Source organism: Candidatus Rokuibacteriota bacterium (genome assembly GCA_016188005.1).
Lineage (GTDB): Bacteria > Methylomirabilota > Methylomirabilia > Rokubacteriales > CSP1-6 > UBA12499.
The window spans coordinates 18,061-41,163 of sequence record JACPIQ010000004.1 but is presented as its reverse complement, the minus strand read 5'-3'; the positions used below and the strand labels follow the sequence as shown (position 1 = coordinate 41,163).

Annotated in this window: 13 protein-coding genes and 1 pseudogene; 1 reads left to right on the top strand and 13 read right to left on the bottom strand. The window is 68.1% G+C overall.

Features of this window, described 5'->3' with window-relative positions; genetic code table 11:
- Positions 1-135: 135 nt before the first annotated feature.
- The 13 genes and pseudogenes from HYV93_00600 to ssb form a co-directional block, all read right to left on the bottom strand.
- Positions 136-1,203 carry a sigma-54-dependent Fis family transcriptional regulator gene (locus HYV93_00600; GenBank protein ID MBI2524460.1) on the bottom strand — a complete coding sequence of 356 codons (1,068 nt, stop codon included), beginning with the start codon at positions 1,201-1,203 and terminating at the stop codon, positions 136-138.
- 184 nt (positions 1,204-1,387) lie between these two features.
- On the bottom strand, positions 1,388-1,594 hold the full coding sequence (locus HYV93_00595) for a hypothetical protein (GenBank protein ID MBI2524459.1): 207 nt from the start codon (positions 1,592-1,594) through the stop codon (positions 1,388-1,390).
- Positions 1,595-1,962: 368 nt separating this feature from the next.
- Positions 1,963-2,736, bottom strand: coding sequence for a hypothetical protein (locus HYV93_00590; protein ID MBI2524458.1), 774 nt, complete (start codon positions 2,734-2,736; stop codon positions 1,963-1,965).
- A gap of 533 nt (positions 2,737-3,269) precedes the next feature.
- Complete coding sequence (locus tag HYV93_00585) at positions 3,270-6,635, bottom strand: ATP-binding protein (protein ID MBI2524457.1); 3,366 nt, start codon at positions 6,633-6,635, stop codon at positions 3,270-3,272.
- Positions 6,636-6,639: 4 nt separating this feature from the next.
- On the bottom strand, positions 6,640-6,855 hold the full coding sequence (locus tag HYV93_00580; GenBank protein ID MBI2524456.1) for a hypothetical protein: 216 nt from the start codon (positions 6,853-6,855) through the stop codon (positions 6,640-6,642).
- Positions 6,852-7,445, bottom strand: coding sequence for an AAA family ATPase (locus HYV93_00575; protein MBI2524455.1), 594 nt, complete (start codon positions 7,443-7,445; stop codon positions 6,852-6,854). The genes HYV93_00580 and HYV93_00575 overlap by 4 nt, the downstream gene beginning before the upstream one ends.
- The gene (locus HYV93_00570; protein ID MBI2524454.1) at positions 7,442-10,336 is read right to left on the bottom strand and encodes a DUF1156 domain-containing protein; all 2,895 of its coding nucleotides are present in this window, start codon (positions 10,334-10,336) and stop codon (positions 7,442-7,444) included. The genes HYV93_00575 and HYV93_00570 overlap by 4 nt, the downstream gene beginning before the upstream one ends.
- Positions 10,320-14,552: an ATPase gene (locus HYV93_00565; protein MBI2524453.1), complete on the bottom strand. Its 4,233-nt coding sequence runs from the start codon at positions 14,550-14,552 to the stop codon at positions 10,320-10,322. Before HYV93_00565 ends, HYV93_00570 begins: the two co-directional genes overlap by 17 nt.
- Positions 14,549-18,074 (bottom strand): annotated as a pseudogene (locus HYV93_00560) (DUF3883 domain-containing protein). Before HYV93_00560 ends, HYV93_00565 begins: the two are co-directional and overlap by 4 nt.
- A 1,854-nt stretch (positions 18,075-19,928) precedes the next feature.
- Positions 19,929-20,735 (bottom strand): PD-(D/E)XK nuclease family protein, encoded by an 807-nt coding sequence (locus tag HYV93_00555; GenBank protein ID MBI2524452.1) that lies wholly within the window; start codon positions 20,733-20,735, stop codon positions 19,929-19,931.
- Between the two features lie 78 nt (positions 20,736-20,813).
- Positions 20,814-21,587 carry a hypothetical protein gene (locus tag HYV93_00550; GenBank protein ID MBI2524451.1) on the bottom strand — a complete coding sequence of 258 codons (774 nt, stop codon included), beginning with the start codon at positions 21,585-21,587 and terminating at the stop codon, positions 20,814-20,816.
- Positions 21,584-21,820: a hypothetical protein gene (locus tag HYV93_00545; GenBank protein MBI2524450.1), complete on the bottom strand. Its 237-nt coding sequence runs from the start codon at positions 21,818-21,820 to the stop codon at positions 21,584-21,586. Before HYV93_00545 ends, HYV93_00550 begins: the two co-directional genes overlap by 4 nt.
- Positions 21,817-22,221 carry a single-stranded DNA-binding protein gene (gene ssb / locus HYV93_00540; protein ID MBI2524449.1) on the bottom strand — a complete coding sequence of 135 codons (405 nt, stop codon included), beginning with the start codon at positions 22,219-22,221 and terminating at the stop codon, positions 21,817-21,819. Before ssb ends, HYV93_00545 begins: the two co-directional genes overlap by 4 nt.
- Here ssb and HYV93_00535 point away from each other — a divergent pair.
- Complete coding sequence (locus tag HYV93_00535; protein ID MBI2524448.1) at positions 22,199-23,011, top strand: hypothetical protein; 813 nt, start codon at positions 22,199-22,201, stop codon at positions 23,009-23,011. The genes ssb and HYV93_00535 overlap by 23 nt on opposite strands.
- Positions 23,012-23,103 lie beyond the last annotated feature (92 nt).

Below are 23,103 nucleotides of genomic sequence, written 5' to 3'. Positions count from 1 at the left end.
CCAAGGGCGCGCCGTTGCACGCCAGAGCGCGGTCACCGACACAGGCGCACCTCGCGTCCCTTCAAGGCCATTGCGTTTTCGTGCGCTTTCTCGGCCACCCGTTGCGTTTCCCACCAGAAGACGCGCGCGCGGCCATCACTGACTGCGAGCGGCCCGAGCCCGCAGCCGGACGTAGTGGATCCCGCGCCCACGGCCGACGCCAATACGCCGAAGGAGGCCCTGCCGGACGAGGTCAACGAGGGTGCGCCGCGCCAGCTCCCGCGAGACCCCACAGCGCTGCATCACATCGGCGCGCCGCACTTCGCCGCGGGCAGCGGCCATCCGCAGGGCCTCCTGTGCGGGCCAGGTCAAGGACTCCGCTCCGTCGGGCGCGCGCCCCGGGCGCCTGCCTGGCGCCTTCGCCCCAGGGGCCGGGCGCCCGGGCATCGCGAGATCCTCAGGCTCGATCACGCCGCTCGCCCGGGAGATCGCGGCCCGGGCCACCACAGCCTCGAGGTCGCGCACGTTGCCTGGCCAGGGATGGTCGTCAAGGAGCGCCACTGTCATCGGGCTGAACCCGGCGACCGTGAGCCCGAACTGCGCGTTGAACGCGACCCGTAAGTGCTCGGCCAGCAGGGGGATGTCCTCGCGGCGCTCCCGGAGCGGCGGGACCTTGAAGACCACCCACCGGAGGCGGTAGTAGAGGTCCTCGCGGAAGCTCCCCGCCGCGACCATGCCCTCGAGGTCCCGATGAGTCGCGGCGATGATCCGAACGTCGACTTCCACCGGCTGGGAGGAACCCAGCGGCTCGATCGTCCCCTCCTGGAGAAACCGGAGCAGCGCCACCTGCGCCTCCGGCAGCAGTTCCCCGACCTCGTCCAGGAACACCGTGCCGCCGTGGGCAAGTGCCAGGGTCCCCCGCCTCTGCGTCACCGCGCCCGTGAAGGCGCCCCGCTCGTGGCCAAACAGCTGGCTCAGGAGCAGCTCGCGCGCGAGGGCGCCGCAGTTGACCACCTTGAACGGGCGCTCGCGCCGCCGACTCACGCGGCAGATGGCCCGGGCCACCAGTTCCTTCCCGGTCCCCGACTCCCCCTGTATCAGAATGGGTACATCGTGCGGCGCGAACGTCTCGATGTCCCGGCCCAGCGCCAGCATCGCCGCGCTCCGGCCGATGATCCCGTGAAAGGAGGGCAGCTCCGGTCCCGCCATGCGCGCCCACCCCATCGCCACCGATGTATCCGGCAGCAGACATGGCCGCGCCCAGCCGCACGAGGGCTACCCCGTGGGGCTGGGCGCTGGGCACTACTTCGACTGCGATGGCGACCCCGGGCCTCTGGCCCCTCTGCCCCGATCCTCGCTGCGCGACCGTTCTACTGCCGCGCCGCGAGGCGGGTCAATGTCCAATCTTTCAGACAGGGCGCTCCCTCCTTTCCTCGCGGCCCTGCTCGCGCAGGGCCTCCACGAGAACGATGGCCTGCCCGAAGTCGGACAGCGTGTACGGCACCATGATCTTGTGTGGCGAGAACCGGCAGGCCAGCCACAAGCCGTCCTGCTTGAACGTCCCGAGCTGCTTGCCGCATGGGCACAACAGCTTTCGCGTCGCCTCCGCCGCCATCCCCGATCTCCCCGGGGTAGAACACAAGAGCCCAGAGCCACGGCGCGTGCCGTGGAATCTGGGCTCTGGGTGCTCGAACCTCCGGGCACCGGGTCCGGATCGATGCTCGATCCGACCGCTGGCCACTACTTCGTGAGTCCGCCCGCCGGACGGGTGCTGCGTCCTCTGGGCCCTGCTCCCCCCCCCCTGCAATTGGTTGACGATCTCGCGGCGGGGACTCGCGGGGGATCGTAGCAGGAATCGGGTTCGCGCAGGAGACCGAGTTACGAGGGCTGTGAACTTCCTGCCATCGCACCCATGGCCACCCTGTCACCCGTGATCATGATCCGCCAAACCACGAGCCTCCGCGGGCGGGAGTCCTGCGGCGATCACGGTTGATCTTGATGGCTCGCTGTTGCGCGCTCCTGCTGTAACTGAGCGAACTCGCTGCCCCGCCGGTGGACGTCGAGGCGAGCCTGCTTCCAGCCCTCATCCGCCGAAAAGGCCGAATCGAAACACTCGTCGAGGACGCCCAGGCAGAGGAGGTGAATCGTACCGAGGCTGAGTAGCTCGCGTTCGATGACCGCCTGGCTCTCGGTGAAGTAGTTGAGGCGCATCGTCACCATTGCGCCCTTCTGGTCCTCCCGCCAGCTCTGCTGGTCCAGAAACTCCGGAGTGAAATGGATCCAGGCGTCGGAGAGCATCCCCAGGTGCTTGGCGAGCTCGTCGAGGACGGGGTGGGGCTGCGGGAACGTGAGCGCGGGACGGACCGGCCCCTTCGGTCTGGCGTTCCGCGCGCGTGCTGCCCAGCGGGCCATGCGCTTCTCGAAGGCGAGCCACCGATCAAGGTTGGCTCGGTCATGCTTGATCGCACGGCCAGTCCGGACCGCCTCGATGACTCGCCGGGTGACGCCGGCAGCGTCGTCGGGCAGTCCGCGCGCTATGAGGGCAGCCGCAGAGAGCAGGCCCTTGTGACCGAGAAGAAGGACCCGTCCGAAGCTGGGCGGCGCAGCCGGAGGGACAAGCCCCACCGCCTTCTCGTAGAGCTCCTTGTCGGGGAGGACCAGCTCGCGAAAGACGGGCAGGCGTCTGATCTGGGCCAAGTTGTTCTCTTGCGCCTTGAGGTACCCGTCGAAGCTCAGGTCTAGACGCTTCCCCTTCATTGTTCCTGGGCCTCAGGGAATGGCGTCGGCGTGAAATGTCCGCCGCCGGCTTTGGTGACGTCCCTGGAGTTGGTACGCGAGGGCCCAGCCACAGGCGTCATCTGAACTCGTCGGAACGTGATGCGGTTCCCCCTTCTCGTGCGGCCGTCTGATACACGGACTCCCCCCCGTAGATGGCTCAGGGGATCGCCCGACCCGACTACCGGAAGAGCGCAAGGAGCTGCGTGGCGAAGCCAACACACAACAGAACCAGGCCGGTCCACCAGGTACGGGGGCATCGGAGAACTACAAACTCTGCCACCCTCCCATCTTTCCGCTCGAAGCCCGCCCCACGCTCCCCAGGTTGTTGAGCAACCACCAGGAGCAGTGCCCCCAGGAAGCCGGCGACGAGCCCACAGAACTGGAACCACCAAGCGATTGGCATGTCTCCCACTCAGCCCGTTAGCGCCCCCCCGCCTCTGCCGGTGTCGCCGAGTGACAACTCGCGGCGGGAACCGCGCACGAGTGGCGTCAGGAGCCGCAGACGTCCTCGCCTACTCCGCCTCGAACCCCTGGTTCGTGAACTTGAGCGTCCGCGCGTTCTCCGTGACCGTGCGCTCCACGTTCTCCGGGACGCCCCCGGCGATGTCCGCCTCGATCTCGATCGTGACCTTCACCACGGCGCCCGGAAGCCCGGTGAGATGCGCGATCACCTCGTCGGCCACCCGGCTCGCGTCGAGACCTGCACGGATGGGATTGAGGGTCACGGTCCCGTGAAAGCGCTTGGGCCGGGGAGGCTTCGGGGGCGCGGCCGGCGCTGAGCCCCCGCCCGACGTAGCCTCGCCCCCCTTGCCGGGGCGCGCGCCCCCGGCGCCCCCGGATGGCTTCCCGGGCGCGGCTTCCCCCCCACCGGCCGCCGCCCCGGCCTCGGCCTCGAGCTGCCGCTGAGCGACCTCGGGCCGCACAAGGAGCCCGGCCGCGTCGGAGCCGGCAAGCCCCTGGCCGGACCCAGCCCGCAGTCCCCGGTACCGGCCGGCGGCCTCGTCGAAGCCATCCGCGTAGGCGAAGGCGTCCTGCTGCCACAGGAGCAAGCCGAGGCCGTCCCGGACAGCGCCCAGCAACACCCCCGTGTCCCTGAGCCGTGGTAGGTACACGTACCGGGCAAAATCCTCGGCGAGCTGCTTGATGGCGACGTGATCCCCGCGCCACAGCGGCACCCGGTCGAGCTCCATCCGGAGGCGCGTCCCGGCCAGCGCCGTCACCAGGAGCTCGTCGTTCTTCAGCTTCTTGCTCCCTCGCGCGGCCAGCGCGTCGCCCCCCGTCAGGCGCATCGCCTGCCACTCGACAGCCGCCTGCGGCGTCGCCTGGGTCGGCACCAGGAGCCACTGGTAGGTCTCCGGCAGCCGGGCGGTCACGGCCCCGTCGGCCGCCTGCTTCTGCGTCTCGGCCTGGCGGGCCTGGTGAGGATCGAGGTTCAGTGTCTCCTTCTCGGCCACGATAGACTCCCAGGCGAGGTACTTCCTCACGGCCTCGTCCAGGTCTTGCAGCCGCACCCTGTCCGCGGCCAAGAACACGAGCGTGTTCCGGTAGAGACGGGGGGCGTTGCCCCTGGTCTCCAGGATGCCCGTGGCCGCCGCCGCCGCGGCATTGCCGGGCTCCTTGCTGTACGGCTGCTCGGCGCTCAGCACGACGAGTCGGGCGTCGAGATCGTCCGGCACCTCGGCGCTCGAGCGCGGCAGCGGGTGGATCCGCCCGAAGTCGCCTTGCCTCCTGAGGTCGGCGCGTAGCCGGCGCTCCAGCTCCTGGGCCACCCTGTCCGGGTCCCGCTTGAGCTGTTCGGCGCGGTCCTCGGCCAGCTTCGTCACGGTCGGCTGGGTCGCGTACCAGACGCGCGGGCCGTCCTGGTAGAGGTAGGTCGCGGCCGCCGCCAGCCGCCGCAGCGCATCGCCGAACACGGCCGGCGGCTCCCCCGGCATCACGCAGCCGAGCTTCACCCGCCGGTCCTCGAGCCCGCGGTTGGCGGCCCCCGTCATGGGCGCCGAACCCAGGTAGATGGTCCGCGCCACGCGCCGCGTGGCCGAGAGCCTACCCAGGTTCGGCTGCTCGGCGTCAATCTTGAGCGGCAGCGCGCCCGGGCCGTCCACGTCCCTCTCGATGATCGGGGGCCAGTTGTCCGAGAGATACCGCGTCAGCTCGAACTGGATGCGCGGGTCGTCGATCGGGATGGTCGATGGCAGGATCAGCGGGTTCCGGTCCCCCCGCTCCCAGAGGCTGTGGATGACCGCCGCCATCAGCCGGAGGACTCCCCGGGTGCGCTGGAACTTCACCAGGGTGGACCAGTCCGTGTAGAGCCGGTCGAAGATCTCCGGATGGATCGGGTAGGCGGCCTGCAGGCGCTTCTCGTAGTCGGCATCCCGGCACTCTGGCGGGAACTCGGCGCCCTGGGCGCGATAGAGGTCGGCGAACGCGCGCGCGGTCACATCCCGCTGCGTGAAGGCCTCCGGCCCCGGCAGCGGCTCGAACAGCCGCCGGCGCACGATCTCGAAGCCCTCCTCGGCCGTCGCCGGCCGCCAGGACGCCTCCAGGCGCCCCACCACGTTGCGCAGCCGGTCGAGCGCCTCCCGGCCGCGGAGGCCGCCCACCTCCAGGTCGTCCGCCTGGGCGTGCGGCGAGCCCGGCGTGTCGGAGGCCGGCAGCGAGATCACGAGCAGGCAGTGGCTCACCGCCCGCGCCGCCTCGGTCAGCGCCTGGGCGAAGGTGAACTGGGTCTCGAAGCTCCCCGCCGGCAGGTCGCTCTGGTCGTGGAGCTGCCGCGCATAGGCCACCCACTCGTCCACCAGCACCAGGCAGGGGCCATGCTCCCTGAACAGCTCCCGGAGCGCGTCCCCCGGGCTCGTGGCCCGCTCGTCGTCGGCCTGGACCCGGGCGAAGGCCTTCTTGCCGCCGAGCTGCCAGGCCAGCTCGCCCCAGAACGTCCGCACCACGGTGCCGTCGGGCTTGGTGAGGGGGTTCCCGGGGGAGATCTTGTTCCCCACCAGCACGACGCGCTTCGCACGGGGCAAGGTCTTGACCCCGGCCCCGGCCAGGACCGTGTCCACGCCTGCCAGCTCCCCCGGCGCCACGCCGGAGAACAGGTGGTAGAGCGCCAGCATCGAGTGCGTCTTGCCGCCGCCGAAGTTCGTCTGGAGCTGGACGACCGAGTCGCCCCCCTGGCCCGACAGCCGCTGGACGCCCCCCACCAGCAGGCGCTTGAGGCTCTCCGTCAGGTAGGTGCGCCGGAAGAACTCGACGGGCTTCCGGTACTCGTCCGTCCCCTCGCCCAGATGCACCTGCCAGAGATCCGCGGCGAACTCCGCCTGCTGGTAACGGCCGCTGGCCACGTCCGGGTGCGGGTTCACCACCTCTCGCCAGGGCTTGAGGACCGTCGTCCCGGCCACCTCGATCAGGGAGCCCCCCGCCTTCCGCTTCTCCGTGCGCACCTGCTCGTCGAACATGAGGCGCCTGAGCTCCATCTTCATCCGCCCGACCTCGTCCGCCTGCGGCGCCGAGACGGCGGTGAGCAGCCGCGCCACGGAGTCGAGCGCCCGGTCCGTGTCGTCGCTCGAGAAGGGCTGCTGATGGGCCCACTTGTTGCGCATGTCGCGCAGCTCGGACACCAGCGTCCGCTCCGCCTGGCCGAGGGTCTTCCGGAAGACCACGTTCCACTGGTTCCACATCACCGCGAGCAGCGCCGCCGCGTCCCACCGGGCCTCGGCCTCGCTCCGGAAGAGCTTCTCCTGGGTCGGCCCCACCGCCTCGCGGACCTGCTCCAGCCACTGCTGGGCGTGCTGCGCCTTCAGCTCCCGCTCGACGAACGGGACGAGGCCCGCCGTGAGCAGCTCGAGCGCCTTGCCGACCCGGTCGCGGTTGGTGATCGCCATCGCGTCATTCCCCCCCGCGGTCCGGCCCCGGCGTCTCCCCGGGGATCTCCTCGGGCCGGAGCCAGACGACCCGGCCGTCACGCCACACCGCCACCGGGTTCCCCAGGCGCTTGTGGCGCAGCAGCGCCTCGCGCACGGCTTCCGTCATCGCCTTCAGGATGCGGGGGATGTCCTCGACTCGCTCCAGCGGCGTCGGGTCGGCATCATGCACGGTGCTCATCGTCCTTGCTCCTGCAGGCGCGCCCAGGCTCCGACATCGAGCACATGGGTGGGCTGCCCGGTTCGACCGCTCGCGATCAACCGCGGCCCAGCCACCGCGGCGTTGTCGAACATCTGCCAAGTGTCCACCAGTGCCTCGTAGAGCATGAAGAAGTTCCTCAGTCCGGTCGCGAACCGGCGGCGCACGACGGGCTCCGGCACATCGTGCCCGCCCTGGCGCACCCGGGCGGCCACCCGGGCGACCGCCAGATCCGGGCCCGGCAGCGAGAGAAAGGCCAGGTGCACCCGGTAACCCGACCCTCGCAGCGCTCCAAGCCAGTGCGCGAAGCTGCGGCTCGCGAGCGTCGTTTCGAAGGCGAAGTCCCGCCGCGCCTGCGCGAGCGCCTTCATCCGCGCCAGCATCACGCGGCCCGCGGCGAGGGCCACCGACTCGGGTCGGAAAGCAGATAGCCCGGTCGCGATGGGGTCGGCGTTGACGAACTCGCTCACTGCCAGTGCCTCCTGCAGCAGCCGCCCCGCCGTCGTGCTCTTCCCGGCGCCATTGGGCCCGGCGATCACGACGACGAGCGGTGCGCGCTCGGCCGGAGTCACGGCCGCCCGAAGAGGTCAGGCTGCGCGGCGTCGGCCTTGTCGCCCTCGCGGGCGAGGCGGGTGATCTCGGGCCAGCTCTGGACGAGGCCGTTGTAAGCCAGCGCCTCGGCCGCGCGCTTCTTCCGCTCGCAGAGCGTGTAGAGCCGGTAGGCCAGCTCGCGCGCGACCTCGGCCTTGGTCCCGAGCTTCGCCACCAGCTCCGAGGCGGCACCCTCCCCGCCGGCTTCGAGCGCGCGGACAAGCTGGTGCACCACCTCCCACGCCGTGAGGCGGGGGTCGGTGGCCGGGTCCCATTCTGCGGGGAGCTCGTCGGGGCGGAGCAGACGCACCTTGCCGGCCTTCGAGGCGACGATGCCGGCCGCCACCATCCCGGAGACGCTCGTGTTCTTGGCCTTGGACAGCGTCTCGGCCACGCCGTACTCCCCCGCGGCGAAGCCCTGCTGCTCGAACCAGGCCAGCGCCCAGCGGCTATCGGCGTCGAAGTCGCCCTCCTGCTCGGCCAGCGCCTCATCAAGCGTCTGGTTGATCAGCGCCAGCGCCTCGCGCACGGTGAGCGGCTTGCCCTCGGCGTCGAGCACCTTCTCGTATCGGGTGTAGACCGCCATACCTGGCCCGATGGCCGCCTGCGCCAGATCTACCGGGGCGATGTTGCCACGCTGGAGGTTGGCGAGTGCCGCGGGCAACTCGGCCTTGAGCGCGGTGACGAACTCGCGGCGCGTGGCCGTGGGCGCGTTCGCCGCGCGCGGGCGGCAGACGAGCACGATGCTGGAGGCGAGAGCGTTAGCGCCTACTCCAATCTGCCGATTGTCGCCCTCCGTGCGCATCGGCCAGGTTCCGGTAATGCTGAACCCTGCCCCTATAACAGCACCCAGAAATGTGTCCCATCCTGTAGATGCGGTGCCTGCCTCGCCGTCGCTTTCCGACTGCTTGAACGCGTAATAGATGGTCACGGGGAAAGCGGGATGAGCCTTCTCAACCAGCCGTCGCATCGCCTCAGTCATTCCGTCGAGAAAGAAGGACTCTGCCTTCTCCTTCCCACCGTGACGGTAGGGAGTCGCTACAAGCTCCTCGGCTTTCGGCACGGCGACCGTCGCGAACAGATCAGGGAAGACAGCCTTCAGCGATCCCCGCAGCCACACGTAGAAGAAGTCTGACAGGTCGGCGTAGCCGATGTTGTCGTAATAGGGCGGATCAGTGCTGATGACCCAGGCGCGTGCCTCCTCCGCGGTGGATCTCGATGCATCTCGCTGCTGCGCCACGCCGCGCTGATTCCCACAAGGGACAGCGACAACCTTCGCGACCACGTCTACGCACTCTGTGAAGCCGGAACTAGATCCACCAAACGGTGAACCCTCAGCGAAATCCCAAGCCATCGGCAGCGCTTGCTTTGCCAGACTCGACCGCATCGCATTGTCCTTGGGACGCCATGTGCAAATCGATGAGCCGTAATCCGCAAGTCGACTGATCGCCATGGCAAGATAAACGGATACTGCATCGGCGTAGGCCGTCGCCCCGGTGCCGCCGGCAGCCAGCGGCTCGCCGTCGTCGGGCAGACCCGCGGCTAGCGCGTCACACTGCACCCTCTCGCGCGCCTCCTGCACCAGGTCGGAGAATGTCGTCAGCGCCACGAGTTGGCGGGGGGTGAAGAGGTCGCCGAAGGTCGCCAGCCCGTAGGGGGGCGTCCACAGCGCGCGCGGGTCCGGGGCGAGCGGCGTCTCCGGCTTCCACTCCGGCTGCGCGTGGCGCGCCACAGCCTCCATCTCCTCGGTCGGCGGCAGGTAGACCCGCCCGCGCTTGCCCTCGGCAACGATCGCCATCAGCCGCGCGCCCATGCGCCCGGCCTTGCCCTCGGCCTTGATGTAGTCGCCCGCAATCGGCGTGCTCGACATCACGCAGCAGAAGTTCGCTCCGCGCGAGAGCTTCGTGCCGTTCTTCGCCCGCTCCACGTGCTTGGGCTTGCCCACCTTCACCGTGAAGCGGTAGCCGCGGCCCTCGATCGTCGGCTCGACGTAGGCCTCCTTGCCCGACTTGGCGGAGAGCATGAAGGTGGAGGCGAGCGGCACGTCTACCTGCGCGAAGGCGGGGTTGGGACTCTTCACCGTGCGCGCCCAAAGCCAGGCGATCACGGTGAGCTTCTGGCCCACGAGCGGCTTGAGATCGGGCCGCTCCTTCGCCATCTCGGCCGTGACCTCGACCTTCGGGTAAAGGTGGCCGATGCGCTTGTCGGCCTCGTCGCGCATCCACTGGCCATAATGGCGGACGTCCTCGGCCAGCCCCTGCGCGCCGCGCCAGCCCTTGCTGTGATCCAGCTTCCCCCGAGCACTGGGGTTCGCCGGCGGTCTCCCCGCGAACCTGGGCGGGATCTCGATCATCGCCTTGCAGATCAGCACCGCCACAGGGTTCAGGTCGCGCGCGTAGGCCTCGAGCCCCAGCCGCTGCGCCTCCAGGGGCAACGAGCCCCCGCCGGCGAAGGGGTCATGGAAGGCGGGCAGCTTGTGCCGGTTGAACAGCTCCTTCGCGCGGGGGTGGCCGGCGTCGTCCGCGCAGGCCGCGCGCCAGCTCTGCCAGATCTCGACCCGCGCCCGCTCCAGAAGCTTCTCGTTGGTCGTGTTCTCCCACTGGACCAGCTCCTCGATGATGCGGAAGAGGCGCTGCCGCTCCTTCTCTTGCGCCTTCTCCGTCCGAAAGAGGTCAGGGTGGCCAGATGGGTCGTCCACCATCTGGGCGAAGATCACCGCCCGGGCTGCCGCGAGCGGCCGCTGCGCCCACCACTTGTGAAGCGTGGTCGGGTACCCTGAGGGCGCCTTCCGTTTCCGCAAAGCAGACTCCTCGTTGATCGCCTCCAGCGGCAGCGCGACCTCGATGAGCTTCTTCCTATGCTTGTCTGTCATGCTTGTATACGAGCCTGTAGGCTGCAGGGTACAGGGTGACTTCGCCACCATCACGCATGGCGCGGAGGCGATCACCGGTGACCTCGACCGCACTGCCCGCTGCGTTTGAAAGGATGAGCGCGTAGGTTCCAGGGTGCTGCTCGATCAGCCCCCAGACGTCGGCCTCGAGTTCCAGTGGCTCGCGCTCCAGGCAGTGGTCCTTCGCCCAGTAGTAGCGAACGAGGTCGCCAGTGGCGGTTCTCCGCTCCCATGGAAAGCGGGCGCCCTCGGCACGGCCAATCCAGCTCCCGTCTGGATGACAGAAGCGCCCGTCGCTGTCCTTACGGAAGCCCTGCGCCCTTGCGAAGCCCTCGATGATACTCGCCTTGGCGCGATCTGGCGTCTTCCGACGCGGCCCGACCACGTGGCCGGTACCGTCCATCGTCTCGTGCTGGTCACCGTCCGACTGCTCGGTCTCTGTGTAGCCGCCCTCGGCGTCCGCTCCGGAGGCGCCTTGCGTTCCCCCACGGGACGAATCGTGGAGTCCGACTGTCTCATCGGTCCCCGCACCGGGTTCAGTCGACCGGGCACCCGTCTTGTCAGCCTGCTCCGCACCCGATCCGTCGCTCTCTGTCTCAGGAGCGCCTGCATCTTTGGAGAGCGTGAAGTTTTCCCAAAGGTACTCCCGCACATCTTCGCGGGCACGCTCGAAGCTGTAGTCGAGCGCTGCTTTGATATCTGCCCGCCCGAAGGCCTTGCCGATTTCCTCCGGCACACGCCTTGCGAGCTTGGCTCTCGGCAGCTGATCGACATACAGTGCCTGGCCGAGCCAGAGGACATCGGCCCACCGCGGGGTCCCGGCAGGCGTCCGGTCGATGTAGGGAATGATCTCGATTCCTGGCGTGGTGTACCAGGTTGTTCTCGCGAGCATGTGCGCGAGAGCACGAACGCGCTCGGTCTCCCGATCGCTATCGAGTTCCACCCGTCGGAGTTCAGTACCGACTGTCGTTAGCCATTCCTTCATCTCAGCTCGCCCGGGCAGCGTAGGGTGTCCGGCCAAGCGCTCCTCGACCCGCAACGCAAGGGGAGGCAGGCTAGAAAACGGCGGGGCGCTCGTCACTTCCCCTGGAAGGCGCTGGAAATCACCGGTCTTCTGCTTCACCCATGGGTGGAGATGTGCCCAGGGGATCAAAGACTGCATCGTAAGGGCGTATGACAGTCCTCCCGTGCGCGCCCATTCTCCGGCAAGGTTGATCCAGTGCGCGCACTCCTCCCACACTCGAACGGGATACCGGACGAGCAGAGCGCGCACGCGCCTCGCCTCGTCCTGGGATAGCACCTGCCCGGATGGCAACTCCTTCAGCCACTGGATCGCCAGATCTGCAGTCGGTCGCTCCGCCAGCCCGATCTTTCTCCAAAGCGTGAGGTCGCCGACCGATGAACGAACGACAGCGACGCCGGGCACGTCTTCCTCACCCGACGATAGAAATACCGCGGCGGCAGTAGCCCAGCCACCATCCTGCGTCAGAATCAACTTCTCTATCCGGAACGCCTGCCGGATCTTCTGGAACTCGGCGGTCGCACACGTGTCGACCATCTGGTCGAGCCGCCGGTACCACTTGTCTACCTCGTGCACCGGCGGGGCCTCTGCCGTCGCCAGCGCCCGAAGGCACTCCAGAAGACGGTCCGGGCCCGCCGGGGTACGCCTCACGCCAAGCAGATCGAGTAGAGGTCGTGTTGCCTCCGTGTCGAGACGCCCGTAGATGAACGGCTCAACGTCCATCAACGGTTCCGTCTCCGGTGTTCGCCGCAGAAGATCGCCGGGCTTCCGATGGAAGCCGCGGGTGTCGGGAAGGCAGGGCACATCTCTCAGGCGAAGCGCCCAGCCCGGCAGGAGCGGATCGTAGGTCATCGATCGTTCGTTGCCCGTCGTCGCGACCTGCAGGAGCCGGGCGCTCCTTGCCCTGTTCCAGTAGACGTCGCGTTGGGACAGGAGCCGTTCCGCAACCTTCGTCCACAAGCGGCCGTCGTTCCTGGCCAGCGCCTGCCAATGACTCCAGTAGATCTCGTCGAAGTCCCAGTCCTCGACAACAAAGCCGTCAGTTACGTACGGATAGTGGAGCTTCTCCCCAAGTCCTCGGCGTCGCGCCTCCTGCTCGACGTCCCGCCTCCGGTACATATTGAAGCGCTTCGGGCTGAACGGAATGAACGTAAGGAGGCCAGCCCGGCCGGATGACACCCACCTCGACCAGTCTTCTCTGGAGCAAGAAGAGAACCGCGCTATGTAGTCGTCATGCAGGAGTTGCGCCTCCCTTTGCTGCGCCGGGACAAGTTCCTCCAGGGTCCCGTCTCCATCGAAGAGAATGGTCCCCTTGGCCGACTTGAAGCGCCGGTCTCTCGTCACATAGTGGAAGGAGTCGCCAGCCGTCGCACCAAGCTTTGCGGCGATTTGCGCGAGCCGGACGCACTCCTGCACACTGATCCGCTTCTGCGAGAAGAACTCAGCTGCGACCCGATCGATGACCCGGTTGACATCACTCGTGTCGTCGAGGCCTAGTTGCTTAAGGACGGCGTGGGCCGCTTCAGCCCTTTCCCTCGCGGTCCCGTCCCTCTGATCTTCTGTAGTTCGTCGTTCTTCGGACAGGAACCGCGGCCAGCCCTGGTTCAAGACGATCAGGTGGGTCGCCAGGAACTCCCAGTCGTCTTCCGACTGAAGGAGCCTCCTTTCCCCCAGGCGCACCACCGCGGTCGCGGCATACAGGACGTCCTTACCCTGAACCGGCACGATCCGGAGATCTTCGCCCCTGACATCGTGCCGATAGCCGGTAACTTCCGGCGCGATGTAGGCCCAGAGGTTCAGCAGGTGACGCCAGGTTCGGGGCTTCGGCCAGGGTTTGCTCTGGAGCGAGGCGAGGAACTTCTGCTTGTCGATCTCCTCGACCACACCCCAGCGCAATAGCTTCTTGCAGTCAGCCGTCTCGACCTGCTGGCACAAAGGCGGTCGGCCGCTCTCATCGAGGAGTTTCGCGGCCTCTTCGGCCGGCCAAGTATCGACGACCGTCCTCGGGATGATAACGCTCTGATTCTCCAGGGTGAGTTCACCACCCTCCGTCAGAAGCAGCGGCCTGCCCTCGATGGCCTCCGCGAACGCCTCCTCGACAATGGTTCCGCACACGCCCTCCAGCGAATTGTCGTCCCGATTGACGTCCGGGAACAAACCGTAGGCGGCAGCCCGCTCCGTGATGGATAGCTGCGACTGCCCCAGCCAGTTGAGCATTGCTGCGGCGGCCAGTCGTCCCGCGCGTTCAAGCAGCCAGCGGTTCGTAGCCGACGTCTCCGGGTCCTTGATCTTCAGGCGGGCTGGATCCTGGATGAAGGGCGCATTGCACGCAAACGGCAGTTCAGTCTCGACTCTTGTCGGTAGCACCACGAACAACCGCCCCTTCGCTCCCACGACGATCTCGATCCTGCAGGGTGGAAAGTCAGCTTCTTCCTCGACGCCGAGCATGCGTTCCTGCCTGATCTCAGTGAGAGCTTCGTCGGGGAATGTTTCTGCCTCAGATCGGAGAAGCAGGCATGCACCATCCTTCTGCTCATCGAGGGCCATCCACTCGCTGTCGGGGATGGGGCCCGGCCCTACGCTACCCCAATGCACCGCGTGCTCGCCGACCTGCATCTTGCGAATATGCTTGAAGAACAGCAGGGACACCGGGCTCTTGAACCACTCTTCGAGATTCTTTTCGACCTCGCCTCGGCGGCGCTCGTCGCCTATCTCAACGCGGATGCGCGTCTTTCCATCTGTGTTCGAGCCCCCCGATACCCAGCGGGGTTCAGTGAAGCGCTTGCGGTCAAAACGAATCGCAAGCGTCGGCGTGAAGAGCTCAACACAATCGCCCAGGCTAAACGTGCTCTTGAACCCGATGCCCCGGAACCCGATCGTGTGCAAAGTTCGCTTGTTCGAGTAGCCGAAGCCGCACAGAGATGCGAAGTGCTCTTCGGTGAAATCCTCCCCGTTATGCTCGAAGATGAACACGTTGTTCTCAATCCGGGCAGAGGCCTCGGTCGCGCCCGCGTCGTCGGCGTTCTGGAGAAGTTCGGAGAGGACATGCCGTGGGCTCTGAACCTGCCTGAACAGCTGATGCCATGGACCGGCGAGCTCCGGGTCCTGCTCGAGCTGGTCCCATCGTCGCGCCGCCTTCAGGCGGATTCGCTCGAAGTACGCAGGCGGCCCCGTCATCGCGGAGGCTCTGCTCGTGCAAGCAGTTCAGCGAAGTCGTAGTTCACGCTGGTGACGCCGAAGTCGGGCTCGCGCTGGAAGGGGCGACGCACGTAGTGCGCACGGTGGCCACCGTCCTCCCGGAACTCGACGATGGCCAGGATGAAGTCCTCCGGCTTGTTCAGTGAGTAGAGGATCTCGTTCTTCGTGACCGTGATGGTCGCGGCGCCGGCCACCCGGCCCTTCACCTCGATGAACCGCAGCCGGCCCGTGCCCGGGACGCGGCTCTCGATGTCGTAGCCGAGCTTCTCGTGCTCGCGGTCGGTAGGCTGGAAGCCGAGGCTCCGCTCGGTCTCCATCACGAGGGCGCGTGCCCGCGCGGCGGATGCCTGGGTGTCGGCGGACGTGGCTACCGGCGAGGCACTTCGGCCGGTCATGGCGACAATGAGCCCGGCGGGCACCACCAGGAAGCCGCCCAGGACCACGGGCGGCAGGGGGGCGAGCTGGCGTTCGAGCCTCAGATCCTCGAGCCGCTTCTCGAGGCGGGCTTGCAGGGCGTCGGCGCGCCTGCGGGCCTCGTTGGAGTTGAGCCGGGCATTCGGCCGCCCCGCCTGCTCCTGGAGCTTCAGCTCCTCGGCGCGGTGATCCCAGTAGCTGATCTCCTTCGTGAGCCGGTCCTTGACGGCAGCCTCAGTCTTGGCGACAAGCTCCTCCTTGCGGGCCCGTACCTCGGCCACGTGCGCCGGCACCACCTGGGTGATGGCGTAGGTCTGCACGGCCTGCTCCAGGTCCCGGGTGATCCAGCCGCACTCGGGGCGGGCGAGCAGGGCGTCAACGCCCGGCTCATCGGCAGCGAGCGGCCGGAAGTCGAGGTAGGGCGCGTAGTGGAGGTGCCGGGTGCTGCCCGCGGCATCGAGCTCCACGTGGAGCACGCGCTTGGAGACGACGCGACGCTCGCCCGTTCGGGTCAGGCTCGCGTCCTGGACCGCGTGCTCGAGGTAGAGGAGAACGCGAGGCGTCACGCCAGGGTCCCGCTCGTCCACCAGCACTGTGCCCCGGCGGAGGAGGTCGCGGTGGCGCTCCAGCGTGAGGTCGATGGTGGCGTCGAGCAGGGGGTGGCCGGGGCAGACGAAGGCAGCCAGCGGCTGGCCCTGGGGCTGGATGAGCGGCTTCTCGAAGGCGATGCGCTCGTAGCGGGGGAGCACCGGCTCGCCCACGCCGATGAGCCGGTCGCGGTTGCGGACGGGCGCCGGGACATGCGTCACCTCGTACCGGCGGGGCTCGCGCTGCCTCAGCGTTCCGCCCAGGTACCGGAAGGCCTCCAGGAAAAAGGACTCGATGTAATGCGGCTGGAGCCGCCGGGCCTCGGCCCGCTCCATGTCCTCTCGGATCCGGTAGACACGGCTCGCGTCCATGGCGTCGTGCGCCAGGGCCCGCTCCTCGATCAGGCTCTGGAGCTGCTGCCGGTCCACGGCCTCGGCCACCACGCGGCTGAGGCGCGCCCGCACCTCGGGCTGCTCGCCGTAGCGGATCGCCTCGATCAGCAGCTCGCGGAGCGGCCGGCCCTCGAACTGGAGCTTGCCGAGGACGTCGAACACCTGGCCGCCGAGAGCCTGTCGCGCCTGCTCGAGCTTTTCCAGCAGCGTCCGGTAGACGTCTCCCTCCCGCGTCTCCTCGGCCACCAGATTCCAGAGGTGGCAGACCTCGGTCTGGTTGATCCGGTGGATGCGCCCGAAGCGCTGCTCGATCCGGTTCGGATTCCATGGCAGGTCGTAGTTCACCATCAGGTGCGCCCGCTGGAGGTTGATGCCCTCGCCGGCGGCATCGGTGGCCAGGAGCACCTGGACGTGGGGGTCGTGCAGGAAGGACTCCTGGGCCTTGGTGCGCTCCTCGCGCCCCAGGCCGCCGTGGATGATCACGACGGCTTCCTTCCGACCGAGGAGCGTGGTGACGCGCTGCTCGAGATACGCGAGCGTGTCCCGATGCTCGGTGAACAGGACGAGCTTCTGGCGGGGGGATGACTCGGGCTTCGGGATGGCGCCCGAGCCTCTGGGACCTGGTTCGGGCTCCGACACGCGGCCGGCCAGGGCCGTCTCGGTGAAGATCTCCCCGAGCAGGCTCGCCAACTCTCGCCACTTCCTGTCTTCCCCGCTGCGGCGCACCGAGTGGTTCGCGCGGCGGTGGCCTGGTCGAGGATCTCCTCCTCGGCGGCCTGGACCTCGTTGTCCGGCGCGTCCTCCCGGTCCTCGACGTCTTCCGGATCCAGAGTCGGGGCCACGGGAGTGACCGCCGGGGCGATCTCGCCTCCACGCTGGAGCAGCTCCAGCTCGCGGAGGCGCCTGTCGAGCCGCTCCCGCCGGCGGCGCAGCGACTGATAGATCGCCTCGGGGGATGACGCGAGACGGCGCTGCAGGATGGTGAGCGCGAAGCCGACCGTGCCGGCCCTCTTGTCGTTCTGGAGCGCCTCGGCCCGGTTGAACTCCTCGCGCACGTAGTCGGTCACGGCCTTGTAGAGCTGAGCCTCGGCGTCCGAGAGCTTGTACGGCACCGTGTAGGCGATCCGCTCCGGGAAGAGCGGCGTGCCGTCGAACTTGAGGAGCCCCTCCTTGACCATCCGGCGCATGAGGTCCGACACATCCGCGGTGTGGACTCCGTCCCGGAAGCGGCCCTCGAAGCGGTCGCCGTCGAGCAGCGCCATGAAGAGCTGGAAGTCCTCTTCCTTGCCGTTGTGCGGGGTTGCCGTGAGCAGCAGGAGGTGCCGCGTCAGGGTCCCGAGGAGCTGGCCGAGCCTGTGGCGCTTGGTGTACTTGATCTCGCCCCCGAAGAACGTGGCCGACATCTTGTGGGCCTCGTCGCAGACGACGAGGTCCCAGCGGCAGTCCGGGGCCTTGAGCTTGTCCTGCACGTCCTCGTTGCGGGAGAGCTTGTCCAGCCGGGCGATGACGAGATTCGTCTCCATGAACCAGTTGCCGGTGCGGGCGGCCTCCAGCTTGTCGTTGGTCAGGATCTCGAAGGGCAGGTGGAAGCGCCGATAGAGCTCGTCCTGCCACTGCTCGGCCAGGCTGCCCGGGCAGACGACCAGGCACCGCTGCAGGTCGCCGCGGGCCACCAGCTCCTTCATCAGGAGCCCCGCCATGATCGTCTTGCCGGCACCCGGGTCGTCGGCCAGCAGGAAGCGGAGCGGCTGGCGCGGCAGCATCGCCTCGTAGACCGCCGTGATCTGGTGCGGGAGCGGTCCACCAGCGAGGTGTGGACAGCCAGCACCGGGTCGAACAGGTGCGCCAGCCGGATCCGGTGCGCCTCCGAGACCAGGCGGAAGAGCGCCCCGTCGCCGTCGAAGCTCCAGGGGCGGCCCTGCTCGACGACCTCCAAGCGGGGCTCGTCGTGGCGGTAGAGGAGCGTGTTGGCCGGGCGGCCCGCCGGGTCCTTGTACGTGAGCTCGAGCGCCTCCGTGCCGAACCACTGGACGCTCACGACGGTGACGAGGCAGTCCGGGAGGATCCCGCGTACGGCCGCGTTCGGCTTGAGATCTTCGAGCCTCATTGTGTCAGCAGCTCCCCCGCTCCCCCAGGCGGGGAGCGATCACAGGAGAGGCGGCCTTGTCCACCTTCGTCCGGCCTGCACCACGCATCCCCCTGAGTCTCCTCCGCGATGGTTCGTCGTACCTGTGACAGGATAGGACACAGCAGGGGGGCTCCGCTACGGCTCATCCCCTTCAGCCCCGCCCAATGCCGGCGCCACTAGGGAAAACCCTTACACTGCCAACCTGGCTTCGGGAGGAAGACACCCATCTCGATCACCTCGGGGATCTCGGCGATCGTCCAACTGCATGGGCCTCGCCCCGATCCGGCCCCTTCGTCCTTGACGCCGTTCTTTCGCCGCCGTACGTTCCGCCCATGCGGGAACGAGACCTCAAGCGGCTGGTTCGAGCGTCTATGCGCCAGCTGGGGTTCCGGAACGGTTGGGTGTTCTTGGAGTTCAAGTGGGGAGGCGCCGCGCTGAAAGCGCATTACAGGCGGGCTATCGAAGTGTGGCGGCTCGCGAAGCGCCCAAGGCGCGCGGTCCGGCCGTTCCCCTGTGCGTCGTTGCGGTGAAGGTCCGCGCCGCCGCGCAAGACAATCAGGACGCTGGTCTCTCTTCCCCAAGTCCCTGACCCGCCTATGGCCGCATGACGGTAAGGCCTGCGCTAGCGGAGCGGCTCATCTGACATGGACGACCCCGGGGGGGAACGGCATGTCCACCTGCTACAACTGCGGCGGCGAAATCATCTTCCGGTACGTGGATGGGCAGGTGACCCCCATCCACCTGTCCGGGTCGTGTTCCAGCGACTTCTCCTACGGAGGTGAGACCATTCGCGAGGGCTGGAGCCCGCCGACGGCTCCAGTAGAGCGCGCGTCACAAGCTTGGCAGCGGGGTCACGCGCGAAGCGACTCGGGGGTCCGCTTCACCCACCCGACGACATGCCCGATCTGCGGGGCGTTTATCTTCTTCCATACCAATGGGAACGGGGATGTCGTCTTCTTCGATGAGCTTGGCCCACCTTGGCCCAAGCACCCATGCCTGTCTTCGGACGTTGGACGCCGAACCGCATCCAAGTCACCCAGCCTCATGCGACTTGTCGGCCTCTATGCTCCGCCGAAAATCATCCCCCGACCCAAGCTTAGCCCCCTGAGCCCGGACGAGCCTTATGGCTGGCCGAACAAGGGCGACGGTCCTTCGCCCTCGGTGCTCGGGGTCGTAACGAGAGTCAGCGAGAGAACTGGCTGGCGCGGTCGTCCGGACACTGTCACGCGCTCCCGGATCAGCCTGAAGCTTGTCGACATCTGCTTGAATGGGAATCGCTGGGTAGCCGTTAACGTGCCCGACGTCTTGCATGTCTCTGTTGGGCAGGTTGTTCACTGCCGCCCTGTTGAGGACGAGCTTGACGGCAGCCGCGCCCTCTATGCGCATGCGGTAGAGCCTGTCTCCTTTACGGGGACCTTCACGGATGCAGACGCACGCACACTGGGCCCTCGTACGACAGCCCTTTCGGGTAAGCCCCGCCCCGATGTCAGCCGGACGGGACCGCCCAGTACCTCGCCGACCGGCCAGCGGGCAATCGAGGCTCACCCCCTGATAAGGGACCTCGCCGCCTTGGCTACCGGATGCCCCCTTGGCAAGGTCGCAGCCGTGGTGAACACCCACGTCCTACAAGTTGCCGTCGCTCCGGTCGACAAGGAACTGTTCCGTCCGCTCCAGGACGCGTTCCGGCATGGCATTGAATCGGGCAATCGTGACTTAGCGGCCGGATGGCTATTCGCCTTAGAATTGGTGCCGCTCACACGCAGAAACGCGATCGACTGGCGTGCCAGCGCCAGACGCCTCCTCTCGGGGAAAATCTCTCCCCGCCCCTGAGGGTCATCTCCCGGCCCAGCACCGGCTCCGGTACGGGCACTCCTTGCACTGCCACCCCGGGTTCGGCACGAACACGCCCAGCTCGATCGCGTGCAGGATCTCCGCCGCCAGGTGGAAGAGGCGCACGTTGGCCGCCCGGTCCCGCTGGGTCCAGTAGCGGTGCAGCTCCGGCTGCTTCGTCTTCGTCAGCAGATCGAAGCGCAGCCGCAGGTCCTCCTGGTCGGCCAGCCCGTTCATCGCCGTCGCGTACGAGTAGACGGATAGTTGCAGACTCGCCTCCACCTGGAGATCGGTATACCTGCGGGCTGATGTCTTGAGATCCACAACCACGAGCCGCCCCTCGGCATCGCGCTCCAGCAGGTCGAGGCTCCCGACCAGCGAGCGGTCCAGCACCTCGCCCGTCTCCTGGTCGATGAGCGGCACGTCGAACGCCTGCTCCACGCCGACGATCTCGGTGCCGGGGATCTGGCTCTTGTGGAACACCTCGAGCATCCGGGTGGCCAGGTCGAGGAGGCTCTCCTTCGTATCCTTCTCGCCGAAGCGGATGGGCCGGCTCGCGGTCTCGAGGCCCCAGTAGCCCTCGAAGAAGGCCTGCACGTCGGCGAGGCTCGGCGGGGCGCCCTGCTGGATCCCGCGGAGGAAGAAGGCCGCCGCCCCGTGGATCCCGGAGCCGAAGGCCAGCGCCGCCGGGACGAAGTCGGGGCGCAGGCGATCCACGTACATAAGCTTGTACTTCAAGGGGCAGCGCAGGTACTGGTCGAGCTGAGAGAACGAGACATGCGGCTGCGAGCGCATCTCGGTGGGGACCATGATGGATTCTCCTCGTGAACGCACGACGGGGGAGAGCGCGTCGGCGCCCTCCCCGTGAGCAGGTGAAGCCGCGAGCCATCAGGCGACGCGGCGCTTGAGGTTCGAGAGCTCCCTGATGAGGCCGGCCGCCTCCTCGTGGGTGAGGGCGTCGGGCTTCCTGTTGAAGACGCGGAGACTCATCGCGTCCACCGCCCCCGGGTCGAGCCCCTTGGCGAGCGCGACCTTGACAATCGCGTCCAGCTGCCGGGGCGTGGCGGCGCCGTTGGTCGTGCGGCTCGCGTTGCCGGCGCGGCCGCCGTTGCCGCGGTCGCTGCCGTTGCCGGGCCGGCTCCCGTTGGCTGGCGTGCTCGCCGACGGCTGCGGGGCCGCGGGCGCCGCAGCCGGTGCGCTGCTGACCCCGCGCGGGGCCGGGGCCGCAGCTGACGGTGCGCTGGCGACGGCGCGGGGGGCGAAGCCTCGGCCGGGCGCAGGCCCTCGCCCGCCGAGGGGCTTCTCGGCGTAGAGATGCAGGCCCACGCCGAGGAAGGTCGCGGACTTCTTCAGCGCGTCCGTGCTGGCGCTCTTAAGGTCGTCACCGAGCGAGATGGCCGTGCCGCTCTCCCGCTCCCGCGTGACCTGCGAGCCGCCAAAGGCCATCTTCACGACGTTCCCGGCCGTGAGCCGACCGATGACGAGCACCTCCTCCTCCCTGATCTCGTGCTGCACGATCTCGAAGGACCAGGCGCCCTCCAGCGCCTCGTTGAGACGCTGGATCACGCTGTGGCCCTCCACGTAGTCAAGCAGGCCGTTCCGCCCCTTGCGCTGGCGGATCTGCCCGGGCTCGAACGGCTTCTCCAGCAACGCGCGGTTCATGGCTGACCTCCGTGGCCGTTGTGGCCGATGTCCATGGTGTCGAGGTGGCGGAGCGCGCGGGCTGCGAGCTTGGTCAGCTCGCTGAGCTCCCCGAGCGCCAGCTCCGCCGTGAGCCGGTCGACGCGGTCCGCGAGCACCGTGATCGCCTGAGTCAGCTCGGGGGTCTCCGCGAGCGCCCGGCGGATGAGACGCAGCATCTCGAGGGTGATGACACTCGGGCCGGCGGGGATCATCGCTCCGCTCCTTCCGTCACCCAGTCCGGCGCCGGCTCGTCGCCGGCGGCCGAGGTCGGCGCCTGGGCGCCCGCCCAGGACAGGAAGGTCACCCGCTGGGCGACGACCTTGAGCCGCGAGCGCTTCTCGCCCGACTCCGTTTCCCAGCGGTCCTCCTGGAGCCGCCCCTCGACGGCCACCGCGCGGCCCTTGGTGAGGTACTGCGCCACCGTCTCGGCCTGCTTGCCCCAGGTCGTGATCTCCACGAAGGTCGTCTCCTGCTGCGCCTCGCCGCCCTGGTCCTTCCAGCGGCGGTTGAGCGCCAGGCCCATCTGGCACACTGCCGCCCCCGAGGGCGTGTAGCGAAGCTCGGGATCGCGCGTGAGGTGCCCCAGCAACATGACCACGTTGACGCTGTTCATCGCGTGCTCCTTTCTCTGCGTGTTGGGGGTGATCGTCGACGGGTGGGTGCAGTGCCACCTCCCTTCGCCCGTGGGTCACTCCCAGACCAGACCCGATCAGATCGAGCGGCTCGCGGGTCGAGCGGGAGATGGCGGAGGGCAGAGGCTGGCGCGGCCTCTGTTCTCGAACTGCCTTCCCTCTTCTGGGGAGCCGTGGTATCAGCGAGGCATGTCCCCCTCGGCCCCGTTCTCCACCGAGGAGTACCGGAATGCGCTCGTTAGACGGCGCATCAAGTACGTCGTCGAGAAGGGCGCGATGGCCCGCCTCTTCCGCCGCGGTACCAACCGCGAACTCCAGGACGCGCTCTTTCAGCACCTCCGACCGGCAGAAATCGCCAAGATCCAAACGCGCGACAAATACGATGAGTGGCTCACGGGCATCGTGGAGCTCGCCTGCTGGCGCGCGTTTTCGAAGAACGGCCTCCGCAATGATCGCTGGGCGTACTTCGCGAAGCTGGTGAACATCGTCGTATACGAGATCGTGGCGAACCGCGAGTTGCTCGAGGAAGGGGATTGGCTACGGCTCCGGGCGTTCCTGCATCTCCCGATCGACCAGAAGGTCGCCGACCAGCTGAACGAGATTGATTCTTCCATCCCCGCTGTAGGCACCCTGAAGGGGATGACCAAGAAGGACTACTGGGAGGTGCAATCGGCGGTGCGTCAGGTGGCGGAGCGGCACAACGTGCCTCCCACCTGGTTCGAGGCGGCCTATGCGGCGAAGGGCCGCGCGGACCCCGCTCCTGCCGAGTGACCGGGGCCGAGGCGTGCTGCCACACCCTGCACGGCGAAGGCCCCGCCGCCGGCCGCCGACTCGGTGCCGCGCCGTTCCCACGCGCGACGGGT